This is a genomic window from Bradyrhizobium sp. MI1.4 (assembly GCF_055811315.1).
Genome location: NZ_JBVVPP010000056.1, coordinates 1 through 17,763, shown reverse-complemented (window position 1 = coordinate 17,763; position 17,763 = coordinate 1). Strand labels below are relative to the sequence as shown.

Genomic DNA, 17,763 nt, shown 5'->3' with positions numbered 1-17,763 from the left:
GCGTCGCGCTTGCGGCGCAGATGGACGGATCGCGCGGCGCGGCGGCGCCGGCTTGGCCGCCAAACACCATAACAGGACGCGCTGTACATTTTTTGTGCGAACATTGTCGAGACTTTCATCTTGCGGCGCCGAATGAGACCGTGTGAGCCTCGATCCCGGATGGGGACTGGGATGGGCCGGCCGTAGCTTTGCGCGCCACGACGTGCGAAGCGTTTGCGGCTGGTCTCGCTTGAGAAAGATACGACATGTCAAAACGAGTGTTGCTTGGTGTCCTCCTGGCTTGCGGCCTCGCGGCCCCCGCGCTGGCGCAAGAGCCGAAGGCGGGTGGAGCGATCAATGCCGTGATTCAGCCCGAGCCGCCCGGCCTGATGCTGGCGATGGTCCAGAACGGCCCGGTGCAGATGGTGTCGGGCAACATTTTCGAAGGCCTGCTTCGCTACAGCCCCAAGCTCGAACCGCAGCCGGAGCTCGCCGAGAGCTGGAGCGTCAGCGAGGACGCAAAAACCTACACATTCAAGCTCAGGAAGGGCGTGACCTGGCATGACGGCAAGCCCTTCACCGCCGCCGACGTGCTGTTCTCGCTCGAGATGCTGAAACAGACGCATGCGCGCGCTCGCAACAACCTCGCGCAGGTCGACAAGGTCGAGGCCCCCGACGACTACACGGTGGTGTTCACGCTGAAGCAGCCGTTCGGTCCGTTCCTGGGCATCTTCGAGGTCGGCTCGATGCCGATGGTGCCGAAGCATCTCTATGAAAGCACCGACTGGAAGACCAATCCCTACAACAACGCCCCAGTCGGCACCGGCCCCTTCATGTTCAAGGAATGGCAGAAAGGCTCCTTCATCCGCCTGGTCAAGAACCCGAACTATTACGAGAAGGGCAAGCCCTATCTCGACGAGATCTACTGGCAGATCATTCCCGATGCCGCGGCGCGCTCGGTGGCGTATGAGACCGGCAAGGTCGACGTGCTGCCCGGCGGCTCGGTCGAGAATTTCGACGTGCCCCGGCTCTCCAAGCTGAAGGACACCTGCGTCACCGGCGCCGGCTGGGAGTTCTTCTCGCCGCTGGCCTGGCTGTGGCTCAACAACCGGCAGGGTCCGCTCGCCGACAAGCGGGTGCGGCAGGCGGTCATGTTTGCGATCGACCGCGAGTTCGCCAAGGACGTGATCTGGAACGGGCTCGGCAAGGTCGCAACCGGCCCGTCGGCCTCGACCATCAAATACTACACCGACGACGTGCCGAAATACCCTTACGATCCCGCCAAGGCCAAGGCGCTGCTGAAGGAAGCCGGCTACAAGGGCGAGAAGATCCGCCTTCTGCCGCTCGCCTATGGCGAGACCTGGCAGCGCTGGGGTGAAGCCGTGAAGCAGAACCTCCAGGACGTCGGCATGAACATCGAGACCATCGCCACCGACGTCGCCGGCGGCAACCAGAAGATCGGCGACTGGGACTACGACATCGCCTTCACCTACCTCTACCAGTACGGCGACCCCGCGCTCGGCGTCGGCCGCAATTACGTCTCCAGCGCGATTGCCAAGGGCCAGGTGTTCAACAACGTCGAGGGTTACTCCAACGCTGAGATCGACAAGCTGTTCGCCGAGGGCGCGGTGGCAACGCCGGACTCCAAGCGCAAGGAGATCTACGAGAAGGCGCAGAAGATCCTGGTCGAGGACGTGCCGGTGGCCTGGATGCTCGAGCTGCAATTCCCGACCATCATGCGCTGCAAGGTCAAGAACCTGATCACCACCGGGATCGGAGTCAACGACGGCTTCAAGGATGCATGGCTGGACAAGTGAGAGCTGCCGCCGTCACCTCTCCCCGCTCGCGGGGAGAGGGGATCGCTCCATCTCTGTCGCTCCAGGTCACATCACCGATATGATCCTCTAGATGCTCTCCTTTGTCGCTCAGCGTGTCGCGAAGGGCGTGATCGTCCTGCTTGCGATCGTCGTCCTCAATTTCTTCCTGATCCGGCTCGCGCCCGGCGATCCCGCCGTCGTGATGGCGGGCGAGGCCGGCGCCAGCGACCAGATCTTCGTCCAGCAGCTCAGGGAGAAGTTCGGCCTGGACAAGCCGATGCCCGAGCAGCTCTTCATCTACGTCAAGGGCATTGCTACCCTCGACCTCGGCTTCTCCTTCCGCCAGCAGGCACCGGTCGCGAAGCTGATCGGCGAGCGGCTGCCCGCGACATTGCTGCTGACGCTGACGGCGTTTGCGATCTCGCTCGTGCTCGGCGTTCTCTTCGGCACCTTCGCCGCGCGCTTTGCCGGAACCTTTCTCGACACCGCGATCACCGTCTTCGCCCTGATATTCTACGCAATGCCGATCTTCTGGGTGGCGCTGATGGGCATCCTGCTGTTTTCGGTCACCATGGATTGGCTGCCGAGCTTCGGCTACGAGACCGTCGGCGCCAACCTTTCCGGCCCTGCCCATGTGGTCGACGTCGCAAGGCACCTGATCATGCCGGCGATGACGCTCGGCCTGTTCTTCATGGCGACCTACACCCGCATGACGCGCGCCTCGATGCTGGAGGTGAAGCGTCTCGACTTCGTCAAGACCGCGCGCGCCAAAGGCCTGTCCGACGCCGTGATCCAGCGTCGCCACGTCCTGCGCAATGCGCTGCTCCCCGTCGTGACGCTCGCCGGCGTCCACTCCGGCACCCTGATCGGCGGCGCCGTCATCACCGAGACCGTGTTCGCCTGGCCCGGCATCGGACGCCTGATGTACGACGCCCTGCTCCAGCGCGACTACAATCTGCTGCTCGGGGTCTTCGTGATCTGCTCCGCCATGGTCCTGATCTTCAACCTCATTACCGACCTGGTCTATCGCCTGGTCGACCCGCGCATCGAATTCACCACATGAAACAGTTCTGGAAATCGATGTTGAGGAGCCCGAGCGGCGTCATCGGGCTCATCATCCTGCTCCTTGCGATCTCAGTCGCCTTGTTCGGTCCGATGCTGTTCCCGAACTCGCCCTGGCGCATGGTGCAGCGGCCGTTCCTGCCGCCGTTCACGCTCGCGACCGTGCCGCTCGGCACCGATGCACTCGGCCGCGACGTGTTCGCCGGCATGATCTTCGGCGCACGCGTCTCGCTGCTCGTCGGCATGGTCTCCACCCTGGTGGCGCTGGTCGTCGGCGTTCCGATCGGCGCCATGGCCGGCTATTTCGGCGGCAGGGTCGACGACGCCCTGATGCGTTTCACCGAGTTCTTCCAAACCATTCCGAGCTTTGCGCTCGCGATCGTCCTGGTCGCGATCCTGCAGCCCTCGATCTATTCGATCGTCGCCTCGATCGCGCTGGTAAGCTGGCCGCCGGTCGCGCGCCTCGTCCGCGGCGAGGTGCTGTCGTTGCGCACGCGGGAGTACGTCCAGGCCGCGGTGGTCACGGGCCAGAGCAACACCTGGATCATCCTGCGCGAAATCCTGCCGAACACGCTGTCGCCGGTGATCGTGCTGGCTTCGCTGATGGTGGCGACCGCGATCCTGCTGGAATCCTCGCTGGCGTTCCTCGGCCTCGGCGATCCCAATCTGATCTCCTGGGGCTACATGGTCGGTGCCGGCCGCACCGTGATCCGCCAGGCCTGGTGGATCACCGTGTTTCCCGGCGTCGCGATCCTGATCTCGGTGCTCGGGCTCAATTTGATCGGCGAAGGCCTCAACGACGCGCTCAATCCGCGGCTGTCGCGGGAGGGCCGCTGATCATGACCGCACCGCCCGCCGTCTCCGTCAAGAATCTGCGGATCGCATTGCCCAAGGGCGCCGAGCGTCCCTTCGCGGTCGACGGCATCTCGCTCGATTTGCGGCCCGGCAAGATCGTTTGCGTGGTCGGCGAATCCGGCTCCGGCAAGTCGATGTGCGCGCATGCGCTGATGGGCCTGTTGCCGGACACGGTCACCGTCACCTCCGGCGAGATCCAGTTCGAAGGACGCGACCTGCTCAAACTCGGCGACGAATGCTGGCGCGATCTGCGCGGCCGCCGGCTTGCGATGATTTTTCAGGAACCGATGACCGCGCTCAATCCGTTGATGCGGATCGGCGACCAGATGGCGGAGATGTTCGAGGCGCACGGGCTGCTCACGCCGAGGGAGCGGCGCGCAAAGGCGCTATCGCTGGCGCGCGAAGTCGGCCTCCCCGACCCCGAGCGCATCGTGCGCGCCTATCCGCACCAGCTCTCCGGCGGCCAGCGCCAGCGCGCCATGATCGCGATGGCGCTCGCGCTCGAACCGGCGGTGCTGGTTGCGGACGAGCCGACCACCGCGCTCGACGTCACCACGCAAGCGCAGATCCTGAAACTGATCCGCAACCTCCAGCGCAATCGCAACATGGCGGTGATGTTCATCACCCATGATTTCGGCGTGGTCGCCGACATCGCCGACCAAGTCGTGGTGTTGCGCCATGGCAAGGTGGTCGAGGAAGGCCCCGCCTCGGCGGTCTTCAACGCGCCGCAGCACGACTACACCAAGGCGCTGCTCGCCGCCGTGCCCTCGATGGACCCACCCGCCCGCAGCCCCCTGGACGACCAGGCCAAGGCGGTCGAGGTGATCGGACTGGACAAGACCTACGTCACCTCGGGCGGCTGGTTTCGCGAGGACCGCCGCGTCGATGCCGCGCGCGGGGTTAATTTCAATATCCTCAAGGGCGAGACGCTCGGCCTAGTCGGCGAATCCGGTTCTGGCAAATCGTCGGTGGCCCGCCTTGTGATGCGGCTGATCGAGGCCGACCGCGGCACCGTGAGGATCGGCGAGACCGATCTCACAAAGCTCGCGGGCAAGGCGCTACGCGCCGAGCGCCCTCGCATCCAGATGATCTTCCAGGATCCGTTCGCTTCGCTCAATCCGCGCCGCAAGGTCGGTCATATCATCGCCGACGGCCCGATCGCGGCCGGCACCGATCCGAAAGTGGCGTTCGACCGCGCCCGCGATCTCCTCAAGATGGTCGGGCTCGATGCCGGCGCGCTCGAACGCTATCCGCATGAATTCTCCGGCGGCCAGCGCCAGCGCATCGGCATTGCGCGCGCGCTCGCGCTCGAGCCCGAGATCATCGTCGCGGACGAGGCCGTCTCCGCGCTCGACGTCTCCGTGCAGGCGCAGGTCCTGAGGCTGCTCGAAGACCTCAAGGCCCGCCTCGGCCTCTCGATGCTGTTCATCACCCACGACCTGCGGGTCGCAGCGCAAATCTGCGACCGCATCGCCGTGATGCAGCGCGGCGTCATCGTCGAGCTGAAGCCGACCGCGCAGCTGTTCGCCGCGCCCGAGCATGCCTATACACGCGAATTGCTCGCAGCAGTCCCGGGGCAGAGAGAGCGCGCGCCGGCGTAAGTCAGCCGACGGCGGTTTCTACTTCGTTCGAGGATTCGTGTTGTTCCAGGTGGGGACTGAGTTTGTTACTCCGACGGAGGGCTGGTTGGACGTTCCGATCGACGGCGCCGTCACGGTCCCGACGGTCTGCCCGGAACTTCCGATGGTCCCTTGCTGTACCGGCGCTCCGGTGCGTCCGCTCGTGCTGCTTGGTGTAGCCGTCCCCGATGTTTGTGCGTTTGCAGCAAGTGGCGCGGCGGCCAATCCGAGAGCAATAAGTGCAGCAATGGTGCGTTTTGTTCTTGTCATGGCTGATCCTTTCGGGCGCGGTCTCTCAATCGCAATGCCGTTCGTCGAGGCGCCCGTGCACTGACTGACCTTACAACTCCACGCGCGAGAAAATGTGCCGCAGTGCCATCATCCCGTGGGCTCAACTCTTCATCACGATGCTACGAAGCGGTCCCCGCCGAACGGATGCGCCGTGCCATCGGCGCATCGCTGAAGGTACCCCGTTCCACCTCAGGAACGGAATAGTCACGGGCTTTTTATCCCTCGTGACCGCCCGCACGGCTGCAAAGCCGAGGCCGGGACCCCACATCCAGATGAAATGATTTCCATCATGTGATGATGGATTGAGCATCTATTGGAGCCGACATGGGCCAGGTTATTGAGTTTGTCTCGAAATCCGAGCGCGAGCGCATTCGCCTCATCCAGGAAGCGCGCGCGATCTACGACAGCATCTTCCCGCCGGCTGATCCGGTGAGCGAACGATCGAGTGGAGCCTCCGCGCGTCGCAGCGACGGAGGCAACCTCGCGTGATCAAGATCATTGCCGTGCTCTGCAACCTCGCCTCTCCAGCGAACTGTCATGAGCAGACCGTCACCACATCCGACTTCGCCGACGTCTCGATGCAATCGTGCCTGATGGGCGCGCCGCAGCTCGCCGAATGGATGAACCAGCATCCGGCCGAGCGCCTCGCCGGCTGGCGCTGCGTGATCGGCCAACAGGCCGGGCGGGGAATTTAGGATCGGACGGGCTCTCCCTGAACGATCCGCAATGTCTGGTCCACCGCCATGATCATTGCTGGTCGCACTTTATCATCTTCTTTGGCCTTGCGACCGTCACAGGGTGACCGGCATTGGCTCGCCGGATAGGCGCGCCTACCTGACCGGCGGGTTGGTGTTGCTCCAGGTCGGGACTGCGTTGGTCACGCCGACCGACGGCCAGTTATACGTACCGACCGACGGCGCCGTGACCGTCCCGACCGACTGTCCGCTCGACCCGTAGGCTCTGGGCTGTGCTGCCAACGATCCGGCGCTCCCATAGCTCGGAGCCACCACGCCGGTGCTGTAAGCTCGGCTTGACCGGTGCTTCTTGGCCTCAGCCGCGATCGGCGCGGCAAGCAACCCGACGGTGACTAGGGCGGCAATGGCGGGTTTGATGCTTGTCATGGCTGATCCCTTCGTTCGCTGCGGGCCCCTTGCCATCTGTTCATTCAGCCGCGGATTTCCATAGGCAGCCGTTCATAACTCCGTGCGCGGGCGGAGGCGCCGGGGAGCGGTCGCACGACTAGCACGCCCGCTCGCGTGCCTCGCCTTCGGATGGACCCGAATCAGCGCTAGTGCATTCACCTCATCGACTTCGTGTATTGAGGCGACATGACCGGTCCCGAACTGAAGCAACTCCGCAACGATCTCTCGGAGGTCCTCGAGCGCAAGCTTACCGCGGCCGACATGGCCCGGCTTTGCGGATTGCCGGAGAAGGGCGGCGCCGACACCATCCGGCGCTGGGAAGTGAGCGGCCCGACACCGTCGGCGACCAAGGTGCTGCGCGTGCTCGCGATGGCGAGCGAGCGCTATCCGATCCTGGAGAAGTTCGACGTCTTCGATCGTCATGACGTGCGCGAGGAAGACCGGCCCGCAAAGCGCGCTGCATTCCGCGAACAGATGCGCGATGAGGCGCGGCGCCGTCTTGGTTAATGAGATGCGCGCGCAAGTTAGCCTGATAACGCCGAGTTAAGCTTTCCTTCAGCACTTCTTAAGCCGACATTAAGCACAAAAATCGTTTACAGCCCAATAAGTTACGTTGGCTGCCGCTGTGCCATGGATGTGACAGCATTTTCGTCAAAAGCGAGCTATCTGCAAACCAACGACGGCGCGGAAAGCGCGACTGCCGGGGACTTAAGTGTTGGAGTTTGGACTATGAAGAAGATTCTGTTTGCGACCGTTGCGCTGCTCGTGGTGGGCGCTGCCGCACCGGCGGTCGGTGCCGATCTCGGTAACCGCAACTATTATAAGGCGCCCGCGCCCGCCTATGCCGCCCCGATTTACAACTGGACCGGCTTCTATATCGGCGGCCATGTCGGCGGCGCGTTCTCCAGCGACAACAATTTCAGCGGCCTCTCCACCGGCAATAACGGCAACGGCCGTTTCCTCGGCGGTCTGCAGGCCGGTGCGGACTGGCAGTTCAACCCGAACTTCGTTGTCGGCGTCGAAGGCCAGTATTCCTGGCTCTCCGGCAGCGTCGGCGCGGTGTTCCCAGCCGGCGTCGCCTACACCAACGACCAGCGCGGTCTCGGCTCGATCACCGGCCGCGTCGGCTACACCTGGGGTCCGGGCCTGCTCTACGTGAAGGGCGGCTACGCCTATTCCGACAACAACGAGAAGGTGACCGTCGGCGGCGTGCCGACCGGCTTCATCATCAGCGGCGACCACCGCAACGGCTACACCGTCGGCGCCGGCCTCGAATACATGTTCGCGCCGAACTGGTCAGCCAAGGCCGAGTACCAGTACTACAATTTCGGCGACGCCCACTTCACCGCGGGCCCGCTGGCGGGAACCGGCAACTTCACCACCGACGACCACACCATCAAGGCGGGCGTCAACTACCGCTTCAACTGGGCCAACTCGGCGGTCGCGCGCTACTGAACGGTTATCAAAGCCTTATCATGATGAAGGCCCGGCATCGTTGCCGGCCCTTCTTTTTTCGCTGTGCGGAACGCAACGCAACCAATTGAGCAACTTGCGATTTTTTAACCTGCCCCGAGGATACTCCGCCGCGAAAACATAAAGATCATGCGTGGGGGAATTTCGATGGCGATCCGTCTGGGCCTTGGCCGTTTGCTTGGTGGTATCCGGCCTCGTTTCAAAATGCCGACATGGGGCGTGCGCGGCAGCCTGTTCACGGCCTTCGCAGTGATCGCGGGCATGGGTCTCGTGATCGCGGCCGGCGCCGGCTTCGTCTTCAACCATCTCGGCAGCACTATGATGGACCTGAGCGGCCGCGATATCCCCCGCCTTTCCGCAAGCCTTCAACTCGCATCGCAAAGCGCAACGCTCGCGGCGCAGGGGCCGGGCCTGCTGGCGTCGCCGTCCGACGAGGCGCTGAACGAACGCACCAAGAAGGTGCAGGAGATCCAGCAGCTTGCCATGGCCAAGCTTGGCGAGATCATCGAGCTCGGCGCCGACAAGCAGATCGCAACCGCGTTGCGCGACACCGCCAAGAGCATCGACGAGGCGACCCAGAGCCTGGTGTCAGCCGCGCGCGAGCGGCTCGATACCGGCGCGCTGCATGACAAGCAATATGAAGCACTCCGCAAGGCGCAGCTCACCTTCGTCGGTGCGGCCGGTCCTGCCATGCTGGATGCGCAGACGCGTCTGAACGCGATCCTCGGTGCGGCGGAAGTTTCCGCTGACGATGCCACCGAAGCCGCCCGCACCGTCTCCCAGGTCGCGACCATCTCCGCCAACGGCAATCTGATGGCCGCCGACATGATGGCGGCGCTGTCGGCCAACAACAGCGATACGCTGGAGGCGATCGAGAAGGAGTTCAAGGCGACGCGCGACCGTGTCAAGTCGAACCTCGAGGACCTGCCGAACATGGCCTCGATGCAAGCGGTGCGCGACACCGTGCAAAAGCTGTTCGCCTTCGGCGAAGGCAAGTCCGGCGTGTTCAAGATCCGCCAGAAGGAGCTCGACGCCATCGACTACGGCCAGACCATCCTGGACGAGACCCGCAAGCTCAATGTCGGCCTCGGCATCAGCGTGCAGCAGCTGGTCGAGGGTGTGCAGAAGGAGACCAACGCGTCGACCTTCCAGGCGCGGCAGGAGATCTCGCTCGCGACCACCGCGATGCTGGCGCTCGGCGCACTGACGCTGGTCGGCTCGGCGCTGTTCGTCTGGCTCTATGTCGGCCGCAACATCCTGCGCCGCATTCGCGAGCTTCAACGCGCCATGCAGTTGCTCTCGGCCGGCGACCTTGACACCGAGATCGTCCGCTCCCGGCAGAACGACGAGATCGGCGCGATGAAGGAAACGCTGACGGTGTTCCGCGACAGCATGATCGAAGCCCGGGCGCTTGCGAGCGAGCAGGACAGGGATCGCATCGCCAAGGCCGAGCGTGCGGCGCAGATGGAGGCGAAGATCGCCGGGTTCGAGAGTACGGTGCGCTCCGCACTCGACAATCTCGCGCAGTCGGCCAATTCGATGCAATCGACCGCGCAGAGCATGTCGACCACGGCAGACCAGTCCAATGCGCTGGTGAACGCGGTTGCCTCCGCAGCCGAAGAGACCTCGGTCAACGTGCAGACCGTATCGTCAGGCACCGAGCAGCTCTCGTCCTCGATCGAGGAAATCAGCAAGCAGGTCGTCACCTCGGCCGCGATCGCCAGGAAGGCGGTCGACGAAGCGGGCGCGACCGACGCCACCGTGCAGAGCCTCGCCGACAGCGCGAGCCGCATCAGCGTGGTGGTCGACCTGATTCAGACCATCGCCTCGCAGACCAATCTGCTGGCGCTCAACGCCACCATCGAGGCGGCGCGCGCGGGCGAAGCCGGCCGCGGCTTCGCGGTGGTCGCCTCCGAGGTGAAGAGCCTCGCGAGCCAGACCGCCAAGGCCACGGAGGAGATCCGTAGCCAGATCGCCAGCATGCAGTCAGTGACGACGTCGGCGGTCGGCGCCATCCAGGGCATCGGCCGGATCATCGGCGAGATCAACGACGTCACTACGACGATCGCCGCCGCCGTCGAGGAACAGGGCGCGGCGACACGCGAGATCGCCCGCAACATCCAGCATGCGGCCGGTGGCACCAGCGAGGTTTCCAGCAACATCGTCGGCGTCTCCACGGCTTCGGCGGAAGCCGGCGCAGCGGCGAACGAAGTGCTCGGCGCCTCCGACGCGCTCCGCCGCGAAGCCGACATGCTGCGCGGAGAGATCGACGCGTTCCTCAACAACATGCGGGCTGCGTAAGGCGCCGTTCCGTAGCCCGGAATGACCGCTATGCAGGCCGCGCCAGCGTTCTTTTTCGGCTGGCGCGCCGTGACGGGCGGGTTTAAGCCGGTAGGATGAACGCAAAGACCGACACCGTGCAGTCCTCCGCCGACGCCCTGCGCTATCCCTGGGAACAGCATCCCGGCCCCGAACAGGTCGTCGAGGTGAAGCCAGGAGTGTTGTGGGCGCGGCTGAAGCTGCCGTTCCGCCTCAACCATGTGAACATCTACCTGCTCGCCGATGGTGACGGCTATGCCATGATCGATGCCGGCTTCGGCAATGAGGAGACGATCGAAGCCTGGACGAAGCTGTTCGACGGGCCGCTGAAGGGCGTCAACATCACGCGCCTGATCGTGACCCATTCCCATCCCGATCATGTCGGTCTGGCCGGGTGGATCGTCGAGCGGTTCAACTGCCCGCTCGTGATGTCGCAGGTCGAATATCTGCAATCGGTCTATCACCAGAACCGCGGCACCGAGGAGCGGCAGGAAGCGCAGCGGCTGTTCTTCCGCCGCCATGGCATGGACGAGTCGCTCACCGAAAAACTGCTCGGCCGCGGCCAGGACTATCTCAAGCGCGTCTCGGTGCTGCCGCCGTCCTACCGCCGCATCTCGCATGGCGATGACGTCGTGATCGGCACGCGCCGCTTCAAGGTGATCACCGGCGGCGGTCACGCGCTCGACCAGGTGATGCTGTACTGCGCCGACGACAAGCTGTTCCTCTCGGCCGACCAGGTGCTGAGCAAGATCTCGCCGAACGTCAGCGTGTGGGCGGTCGAACCCGACCAGAACTCGCTCGGCGAATATCTGGCCTCGCTCGCCCGCCTCACCACGACTCTCCCCTATGACGTGCTGGTGCTGCCTGGCCACGGCGTGCCGTTCTACGGGCTCAAGACCCGCATCAAGCAGCTCGCCGATCACCATGAGGAGCGCTGCCGCCTGATCGCGGAAGCCTGCCGCGAGGTGCCGCAGACCTCGCGCGCCCTGGTGCCCGTGGTGTTTAACAAGCACGTTCTGGACGAACATCAGATGGGTTTCGCTGCCGGCGAACTGGTCGCCCACGTCAATTACATGATCGTCGAGGGCCGGCTGACGGCCGAGACGCAGGACGGCGTGTTGCAGTTCAGGACGACCTGAGCGCTGACTTCAATTCAGCGGATGGTGCAGAGCAACATTGCATCTCGCGCGAACTTGATCCGGATCAAGTTTCAAATCGCACGATAGGGCATTTTGCCCAAATGCCCCGCAGGTCCAAATGTGGGATAGCGCATAGACATTGGAGCTGGAAAAGCTCTAAGGATATGCGGGTCTTTGGTCGGTTCCGCTGCAGGTTTGACGATGGATTACGCCCAGTTTTTCAATTCCGCCCTTGATCGTCTCCACACCGAGCGGCGCTACCGCGTGTTCGCCGATCTCGAGCGCATTGCCGGCCGGTTCCCGCATGCGCTCTGGCACTCGCCCAAGGGCAAGCGCGACGTCGTGATCTGGTGCTCCAACGATTATCTCGGCATGGGCCAGCACCCGAAGGTGGTGGGCGCGATGGTCGAGACCGCGACCCGCGTCGGCACCGGCGCCGGCGGCACCCGCAACATCGCCGGCACGCATCATCCGCTGGTGCAGCTCGAGGCCGAGCTCGCCGATCTCCACGGCAAGGAAGCCTCGCTGCTCTTCACGTCCGGCTACGTCTCGAACCAGACCGGCATCGCGACCATCGCAAAGCTCATTCCGAACTGCCTGATCCTGTCCGACGAGCTCAACCACAATTCGATGATCGAGGGCATCCGCCAGTCCGGCTGCGAGCGGGTCGTGTTCCGCCACAACGACCTCGCCGATCTCGAAGCGCTGTTGAAGGCTGCGGGCCCGAGCCGGCCCAAGCTGATCGCCTGCGAGAGTCTTTATTCGATGGACGGCGACATCGCCCCGCTCGCCAAGATCTGCGACCTCGCCGAGAAGTACGGCGCGATGACCTATGTCGACGAGGTCCACGCCGTCGGCATGTACGGCCCGCGCGGCGGCGGCATCGCCGAGCGCGACGGCGTGATGCATCGCATCGACATTCTCGAAGGCACGCTTGCCAAGGCGTTCGGCTGCCTCGGCGGCTACATCGCCGCCAACGGTCAGATCATCGACGCCGTGCGCTCCTATGCGCCCGGCTTCATCTTCACCACCGCGCTGCCGCCGGCGATCTGCTCGGCCGCGACCGCCGCGATCAAGCATCTGAAGACGTCAAGCTGGGAGCGCGAGCGTCACCAGGACCGCGCCGCCCGCGTCAAGGCGATCCTCAACGCCGCCGGCCTGCCGGTGATGTCGAGCGACACCCACATCGTCCCGCTGTTCATCGGCGATGCCGAGAAATGCAAGCAGGCTTCCGACCTCTTGCTCGAACGGCACGGCATCTACATCCAGCCGATCAACTATCCGACGGTCGCCAAGGGCTCCGAACGCCTGCGCATCACGCCCTCGCCCTATCACGACGACGGCCTGATCGATCAACTCGCCGAAGCCCTGCTGCAGGTGTGGGACCGCCTGGGTCTGCCGCTCCGCGAGAAGTCGCTGGCGGCGGAATAGGCTTCTTCGCCTTCTCTTTCGATCTAAGTTTCACCGTCCCGGAGCTTCCCCCTCCCCCCCCTCCCCCACATGGGGAAAGGGAGCGAGAGAGTTGCGCCTCCCTTACGTCGGGGGAGCCCCACAGCGTAGCGGTCGGTCTCGAATTTCCTGCAACGCGGACGGTCTCTCCGTTCCCTCCCTCCTTGTGGGGGCGGGTCAGGGAGGGGGGGTACCACGCGGGGACTCTCTCGGTAAGCCAGAAGCAGCGCAGCTTTAAGACTGCGCACCGCTTAACGACAACTCCGGTTCCCGCCGTGGCACGGCATTTCGCTGTCGCCTCCACCCGTCCAACGCGCTAGATTTACAGGGAAAATGAGATTGGGCGCGGCCAGCGCGCGCCCCGGGAGAAGCACGCTCGCCATGCTGCACGATTGGGGCGTGATCGCCGCCGCCTTCGGCTATATCGGCTTTCTGTTCCTGGTGGCGAGCCATGGCGACCGCCGCTCGCCGGCCGGGCGCGGCCGCGCCTCGGGGCTGATCTATCCGCTGTCGCTGGCGATCTACTGCACCTCCTGGACCTTCTTCGGCTCGGTCGGCTTCGCCACCCGCACCTCCACCGACTTCCTCGCGATCTATGTCGGCCCGATCCTGATGATCGGGTTAGGGGCCGGCGTCCTCCGCCGCGTGATCCAGCTCGCGAAGGCCCACAACATCACCTCGATCGCCGACTTCATCGGCGCGCGCTACGGCAAGAGCCAGGCAGTGGCGGCAACCGTCGCGCTGATCGCTATCATCGGCTCGGTGCCCTACATCGCGCTCCAGCTCAAGGCGGTCGCCTCCTCGCTCGAAACCATCCTGAGCGAAGACCAGGCCTTCTCCCACATCCCGATCATCGGCGACGTGGCGCTGATCGTGACGCTGGCGATGGCGGCCTTCGCGGTGCTGTTCGGCACGCGGCAGACGGACGCCACCGAGCACCAGCACGGCCTGATGCTGGCGGTCGCAACCGAATCCATCATCAAGCTCGTCGCCTTCCTCGCTGCGGGCACCTTCGTCACGTTCTGGATGTTCTCGCCGCACGAACTGATCGAGCGCGCGATGAAGACACCGGAGGCGGTGCGCGTCATCAACTATTCGCCGTCGATCGGCAACTTCCTGACCATGACGCTGCTGTCGCTGTGCGCAATCATGCTGCTGCCGCGCCAGTTCCACGTCAGCGTGGTGGAGAATTCCTCGGACGCCGAGGTCGGTCGCGCGCGCTGGCTGTTTCCGCTCTATCTCGTCGCCATCAATCTGTTCGTGATCCCGATCGCGCTCGCCGGCCTCGTCAGCTTCCCGTTCGGCGCCGCCGATCCTGACATGTACGTGCTGGCGCTGCCGATGGAGGGCGGCGCGGATCTGCTCAGCGTCGCCGTCTTCGTCGGCGGGCTGTCGGCGGCGACCGCGATGGTGATCGTCGAATGCGTCGCGCTCTCCATCATGGTTTCGAACGACCTCGTGGTGCCCCTGGTGCTGCAACGACGGCCGGAGGGGCGCACCGGCGGTGCCGATTTCAGCGACTTCCTGTTGCGTTCGCGCCGGCTCGCGATCTTCGCCATCATGGTGATGGCCTATTTCTACTACCGCGCGCTCGGCAACACCCAGCTCGCGGCGATCGGCCTGCTGTCTTTTGCCGCCATCGCCCAGCTTGCACCAAGCTTCTTCGGTGGACTGCTGTGGCGGCGCGCGACCGCGCGCGGCGCGATCGGCGGCATGCTGGTCGGCTTCGCAGTGTGGCTCTACACGCTCTTCATCCCGAGCTTCATGGATACCTCGACGGCGGGCATCCTGCTGCTCCAGCACGGCCCGTTCGGGATCGAGGCGCTGCGGCCGCAGGCGTTGTTCGGCGCCGATTTGCCGCCGCTGATGCACGGCGTGGTCTGGTCGCTGTCGCTCAACATCCTCACCTACGTGCTGCTGTCGCTGGCGCGCCGGCCGTCTTCGATCGAGCTGGTCCAGGCCGATCTGTTCGTCCCCAACACGCTCGCGCCAATTTCCCCGAATTTCCGCCGCTGGCGCACCACGGTCACGGTGCAGGACATCCAGACCACGGTAGCGCAATATCTCGGGCCTGACCGCGCGCGGCATTCGTTCGAGGCCTTATCCGCGCGGCGCAATGTGCGGCTGGAGTCCGGGGCGCCCGCCGATTTCGAGCTGCTGCAGCACGCCGAGCACCTGATCGCCTCCTCGATCGGCGCAGCCTCCTCGCGTCTCGTAATGTCGCTGCTGCTGCGCAAACGGACGGTCTCCGCCAAGGCTGCGCTAAAACTGCTCGACGATTCCCATGCGGCGCTGCATTTCAACCGCGAGATCCTCCAGACCGCGCTTAACCATGTGCGCCAGGGCATCGCGGTGTTCGATGCCGATCTGCAACTGATCTGCTCCAACCGGCAGTTCGGCGATCTCCTCAACGTTCCTCCGCATTTCATCCAGTTCGGCACGCCATTGCGTGAAATCCTGGAATTCATGGGCGTGAGCGAGCCGGCCGATCCGATCGAGCGCGAGGCCATGCTGGAGCGCCGGCTGGTGGCTTACACCACCGACGGCGAGCCTTATCTCGAGCGCCTGCCCGACCGCCACATGGTGATCGAGATCTTGACCAACCGCATGCCCGGCGGCGGCTTCGTCATTACCTTCACCGACGTCACGCCCACGTTCGAGGCGGCCGAAGCGCTGGAGAGGGCCAATGCGACGCTGGAAAAGCGGGTGCGCGACCGCACCGAGGAGCTGACCCGGCTGAATTCCGAGCTGGCGCTGGCCAAGAGCGCGGCCGAAGACGCCAGCATCTCCAAGACCCGCTTTCTCGCCGCCGCAAGCCACGACATTCTCCAGCCGCTGAACGCGGCGCGGCTCTATGTCACGAGCCTGGTCGAGCGTCAGCACAGCGGCGAGGAGACACGGCTGGTCGAGAACATCGACGAATCGCTCCAGGCGATCGAGGAAATTCTCGGCGCGCTGCTCGACATCTCCAGGCTCGACGCCGGCGCGATGACGACCTCGATCTCGAGCTTCAAGATGGCCGATCTGATGCGCTCGCTGGAGATCGAGTTCGCGCCGATCGCACGCGCGAAGAATCTGGCGCTCGTGTTCGTGCCGTGTTCGCTGCCCGTCGAGTCGGATCGTCTCTTGCTGCGGCGGCTGCTCCAGAACCTGATCTCCAACGCGATCAAATATACTCCACGCGGGCGCGTGCTGGTCGGCTGCCGCCGCCGCGGCGCCACGCTGAAGATCTGCGTCTACGACACCGGCGTCGGTATCCCGACGGTCAAGCGCGGCGAGATCTTCAAGGAATTCCACCGCCTGGAGCAGGGCGCGCGAATTGCCCGCGGCCTCGGCCTGGGCCTGTCGATCGTCGAGCGGCTGGCGCGCGTGCTCAAGCACGACATCGCCATCGATTCCAATGTCGGCGGCGGCTCGGTGTTTTCCGTGACGGTGCCGACGGCGAAGGCGATCACTCACACCGCGGCCGTGACCAGTGCGACGCCGCTCGCACGGACCTCGATCTCGGGTACCCTGATCGTCTGCATCGAGAACGACGCCGCGATCCTCGACGGCATGCGCACGCTGCTGAAGGCGTGGGACGCCGAGGTGATCGCGGTCGCCGATCCCGAGGCCGCGATCGCCGCAATCGAGACTGCGGGCCGCCGCGTGACCGGCCTGCTGGTCGATTACCATCTCGACCGCGGCAACGGCATCGCCGCGATCCGCGACATCCGCCGCCGCTTCGGTGACGGCATCCCCGCGATCCTGATCACCGCCGACCGCAGCCCCGCCGTGCAAATGGCTGCGCGCGACGAAAAGGTTGCGGTGCTCAACAAGCCGGTCAAGCCGGCTTCGCTGCGCGCCCTGCTCGGCCAGTGGCGCACGCAGCAGATGGTGGCTGCGGAGTGAAACTCCGCACTCAGGGCGCAAGCCTCGTAAACACGTAGTCGCGACTCTTCACACGAGCTTCGTGGCACGCGAAGCAGGTGCGATGCTGGGCCTCGTCGACCGGCTTGCCGTTGATGAAGCGACCAAATCCCCAGCCGCCGGTCGAGGCATATTTTTTGGAATCCTTGACCATCACCTGGACGGTGGTGGCTTCACCGGGAATCGTCGCGGACGCAAATTCGGGCGACTGTTTCCGCTTCCAGGCCGGCTTGACCAGAATTGTGCCGTCCGGGAACGGAAGCTTGTTGTCTTGATAAGCATCGATCGCGGTCCTGTTGCCGACGACGGCACGCAGCTCGTCCAGGGGAGCCGCCTCCTCGGCCGGCGCGATCAGCTCCCACTGCTTGTAGCCCTCCGGCACAGTGACGCCGAAGATGGGCGAGGCATCCGCCGGGCCCTGCGCGAAAGCGATCGTGACCAGATAGGGCACGCAGGTCAGGACAACGACGAGGAGGAGCACGGCAAGCACGATCATCGTCGTAGAAGACGGAACTTTTGACTTTTCGGATTTCATTTTCGCTGACGCTTCATTGAACTGCGTTCGCATGTCAGGCCTCGGGGGGGGCGGGGGGGGCCGCGGCGCGGGCCAAAAACACAGGCGCCCCCCGCGGCGGGGGGGGCGGCCGGGGGAAACGCGTGGGGTGGGTGGGGGGGGCGAGTGTGGGCGGTGGCCCCCCGGGTAAGGCGG

15 protein-coding genes are annotated in these 17,763 nt (G+C 64.7%); 12 read left to right on the top strand and 3 right to left on the bottom strand.

The window, feature by feature from the left end:
* Positions 1 to 245: 245 nt before the first annotated feature.
* From AC0L23_RS34030 to AC0L23_RS34015, 4 genes are all read left to right on the top strand, one after another.
* A complete protein-coding gene (locus AC0L23_RS34030) occupies positions 246 to 1,796 on the top strand; it encodes an ABC transporter substrate-binding protein (protein ID WP_085358051.1) in 1,551 nt (516 codons plus the stop codon).
* A gap of 91 nt (positions 1,797 to 1,887) precedes the next feature.
* On the top strand, positions 1,888 to 2,859 hold the full coding sequence (locus AC0L23_RS34025; RefSeq protein WP_085358053.1) for an ABC transporter permease: 972 nt from the start codon (positions 1,888 to 1,890) through the stop codon (positions 2,857 to 2,859).
* Complete coding sequence (locus AC0L23_RS34020) at positions 2,856 to 3,695, top strand: ABC transporter permease (RefSeq protein ID WP_018458168.1); 840 nt, start codon at positions 2,856 to 2,858, stop codon at positions 3,693 to 3,695. Before AC0L23_RS34025 ends, AC0L23_RS34020 begins: the two co-directional genes overlap by 4 nt.
* A 2-nt stretch (positions 3,696 to 3,697) precedes the next feature.
* Positions 3,698 to 5,314, top strand: coding sequence for an ABC transporter ATP-binding protein (locus AC0L23_RS34015; RefSeq protein ID WP_085383884.1), 1,617 nt, complete (start codon positions 3,698 to 3,700; stop codon positions 5,312 to 5,314).
* An 18-nt stretch (positions 5,315 to 5,332) separates the two neighbouring features.
* Here AC0L23_RS34015 and AC0L23_RS34010 read toward each other — a convergent pair whose 3' ends face one another.
* A complete protein-coding gene (locus tag AC0L23_RS34010; RefSeq protein WP_085358057.1) occupies positions 5,333 to 5,602 on the bottom strand; it encodes a hypothetical protein in 270 nt (89 codons plus the stop codon).
* Between the two features lie 345 nt (positions 5,603 to 5,947).
* Here AC0L23_RS34010 and AC0L23_RS34005 point away from each other — a divergent pair, with 345 nt between their 5' ends.
* Both AC0L23_RS34005 and AC0L23_RS34000 read left to right on the top strand, forming a co-directional pair.
* Positions 5,948 to 6,112 (top strand): hypothetical protein, encoded by a 165-nt coding sequence (locus AC0L23_RS34005; RefSeq protein WP_162847230.1) that lies wholly within the window; start codon positions 5,948 to 5,950, stop codon positions 6,110 to 6,112.
* Entirely contained in the window at positions 6,109 to 6,318 is a 210-nt protein-coding gene (locus AC0L23_RS34000; protein ID WP_007605116.1) for a hypothetical protein, read from the top strand. Before AC0L23_RS34005 ends, AC0L23_RS34000 begins: the two co-directional genes overlap by 4 nt.
* Positions 6,319 to 6,453: 135 nt before the next feature.
* On the opposite strand, the gene AC0L23_RS33995 is transcribed toward AC0L23_RS34000, so the two are convergent.
* Positions 6,454 to 6,744 carry a hypothetical protein gene (locus AC0L23_RS33995; protein ID WP_018458165.1) on the bottom strand — a complete coding sequence of 97 codons (291 nt, stop codon included), beginning with the start codon at positions 6,742 to 6,744 and terminating at the stop codon, positions 6,454 to 6,456.
* A gap of 207 nt (positions 6,745 to 6,951) precedes the next feature.
* Here AC0L23_RS33995 and AC0L23_RS33990 point away from each other — a divergent pair, with 207 nt between their 5' ends.
* The 6 genes from AC0L23_RS33990 (at position 6,952) to AC0L23_RS33965 (ending at position 17,036) form a co-directional block, all read left to right on the top strand.
* A complete protein-coding gene (locus AC0L23_RS33990) occupies positions 6,952 to 7,272 on the top strand; it encodes a hypothetical protein (protein WP_027570057.1) in 321 nt (106 codons plus the stop codon).
* Between the two features lie 222 nt (positions 7,273 to 7,494).
* A complete protein-coding gene (locus AC0L23_RS33985) occupies positions 7,495 to 8,220 on the top strand; it encodes an outer membrane protein (protein ID WP_018458163.1) in 726 nt (241 codons plus the stop codon).
* A gap of 165 nt (positions 8,221 to 8,385) precedes the next feature.
* Positions 8,386 to 10,539: a methyl-accepting chemotaxis protein gene (locus AC0L23_RS33980; RefSeq protein ID WP_018458162.1), complete on the top strand. Its 2,154-nt coding sequence runs from the start codon at positions 8,386 to 8,388 to the stop codon at positions 10,537 to 10,539.
* 95 nt (positions 10,540 to 10,634) lie between these two features.
* Positions 10,635 to 11,696: an MBL fold metallo-hydrolase gene (locus tag AC0L23_RS33975; RefSeq protein WP_018458161.1), complete on the top strand. Its 1,062-nt coding sequence runs from the start codon at positions 10,635 to 10,637 to the stop codon at positions 11,694 to 11,696.
* Between the two features lie 201 nt (positions 11,697 to 11,897).
* Positions 11,898 to 13,127, top strand: a complete 1,230-nt coding sequence (gene hemA / locus AC0L23_RS33970) for a 5-aminolevulinate synthase (RefSeq protein WP_085349285.1) — start codon at positions 11,898 to 11,900, stop codon at positions 13,125 to 13,127.
* 399 nt (positions 13,128 to 13,526) lie between these two features.
* Complete coding sequence (locus AC0L23_RS33965) at positions 13,527 to 17,036, top strand: PAS domain-containing hybrid sensor histidine kinase/response regulator (RefSeq protein ID WP_026233515.1); 3,510 nt, start codon at positions 13,527 to 13,529, stop codon at positions 17,034 to 17,036.
* Positions 17,037 to 17,046: 10 nt separating this feature from the next.
* Here AC0L23_RS33965 and AC0L23_RS33960 read toward each other — a convergent pair whose 3' ends face one another.
* Positions 17,047 to 17,550 (bottom strand): cytochrome P460 family protein, encoded by a 504-nt coding sequence (locus tag AC0L23_RS33960; protein WP_473357988.1) that lies wholly within the window; start codon positions 17,548 to 17,550, stop codon positions 17,047 to 17,049.
* Positions 17,551 to 17,763: the final 213 nt, after the last annotated feature.

Bases quoted from the DNA above. Each gene is read 5' to 3' on its own strand.
- AC0L23_RS34030 (WP_085358051.1), top strand. From the start codon at position 246: ATGTCAAAACGAGTGTTGCTTGGTGTCCTCCTGGCTTGCGGCCTCGCG.
- AC0L23_RS34025 (WP_085358053.1), top strand. From the start codon at position 1,888: ATGCTCTCCTTTGTCGCTCAGCGTGTCGCGAAGGGCGTGATCGTCCTG.
- AC0L23_RS34020 (WP_018458168.1), top strand. From the start codon at position 2,856: ATGAAACAGTTCTGGAAATCGATGTTGAGGAGCCCGAGCGGCGTCATC.
- AC0L23_RS34015 (WP_085383884.1), top strand. From the start codon at position 3,698: ATGACCGCACCGCCCGCCGTCTCCGTCAAGAATCTGCGGATCGCATTG.
- AC0L23_RS34010 (WP_085358057.1), bottom strand. From the start codon at position 5,602: ATGACAAGAACAAAACGCACCATTGCTGCACTTATTGCTCTCGGATTG.
- AC0L23_RS34005 (WP_162847230.1), top strand. From the start codon at position 5,948: ATGGGCCAGGTTATTGAGTTTGTCTCGAAATCCGAGCGCGAGCGCATT.
- AC0L23_RS33995 (WP_018458165.1), bottom strand. From the start codon at position 6,744: ATGACAAGCATCAAACCCGCCATTGCCGCCCTAGTCACCGTCGGGTTG.
- AC0L23_RS33990 (WP_027570057.1), top strand. From the start codon at position 6,952: ATGACCGGTCCCGAACTGAAGCAACTCCGCAACGATCTCTCGGAGGTC.
- AC0L23_RS33985 (WP_018458163.1), top strand. From the start codon at position 7,495: ATGAAGAAGATTCTGTTTGCGACCGTTGCGCTGCTCGTGGTGGGCGCT.
- AC0L23_RS33980 (WP_018458162.1), top strand. From the start codon at position 8,386: ATGGCGATCCGTCTGGGCCTTGGCCGTTTGCTTGGTGGTATCCGGCCT.
- AC0L23_RS33975 (WP_018458161.1), top strand. From the start codon at position 10,635: ATGAACGCAAAGACCGACACCGTGCAGTCCTCCGCCGACGCCCTGCGC.
- hemA (WP_085349285.1), top strand. From the start codon at position 11,898: ATGGATTACGCCCAGTTTTTCAATTCCGCCCTTGATCGTCTCCACACC.
- AC0L23_RS33965 (WP_026233515.1), top strand. From the start codon at position 13,527: ATGCTGCACGATTGGGGCGTGATCGCCGCCGCCTTCGGCTATATCGGC.
- AC0L23_RS33960 (WP_473357988.1), bottom strand. From the start codon at position 17,550: ATGATCGTGCTTGCCGTGCTCCTCCTCGTCGTTGTCCTGACCTGCGTG.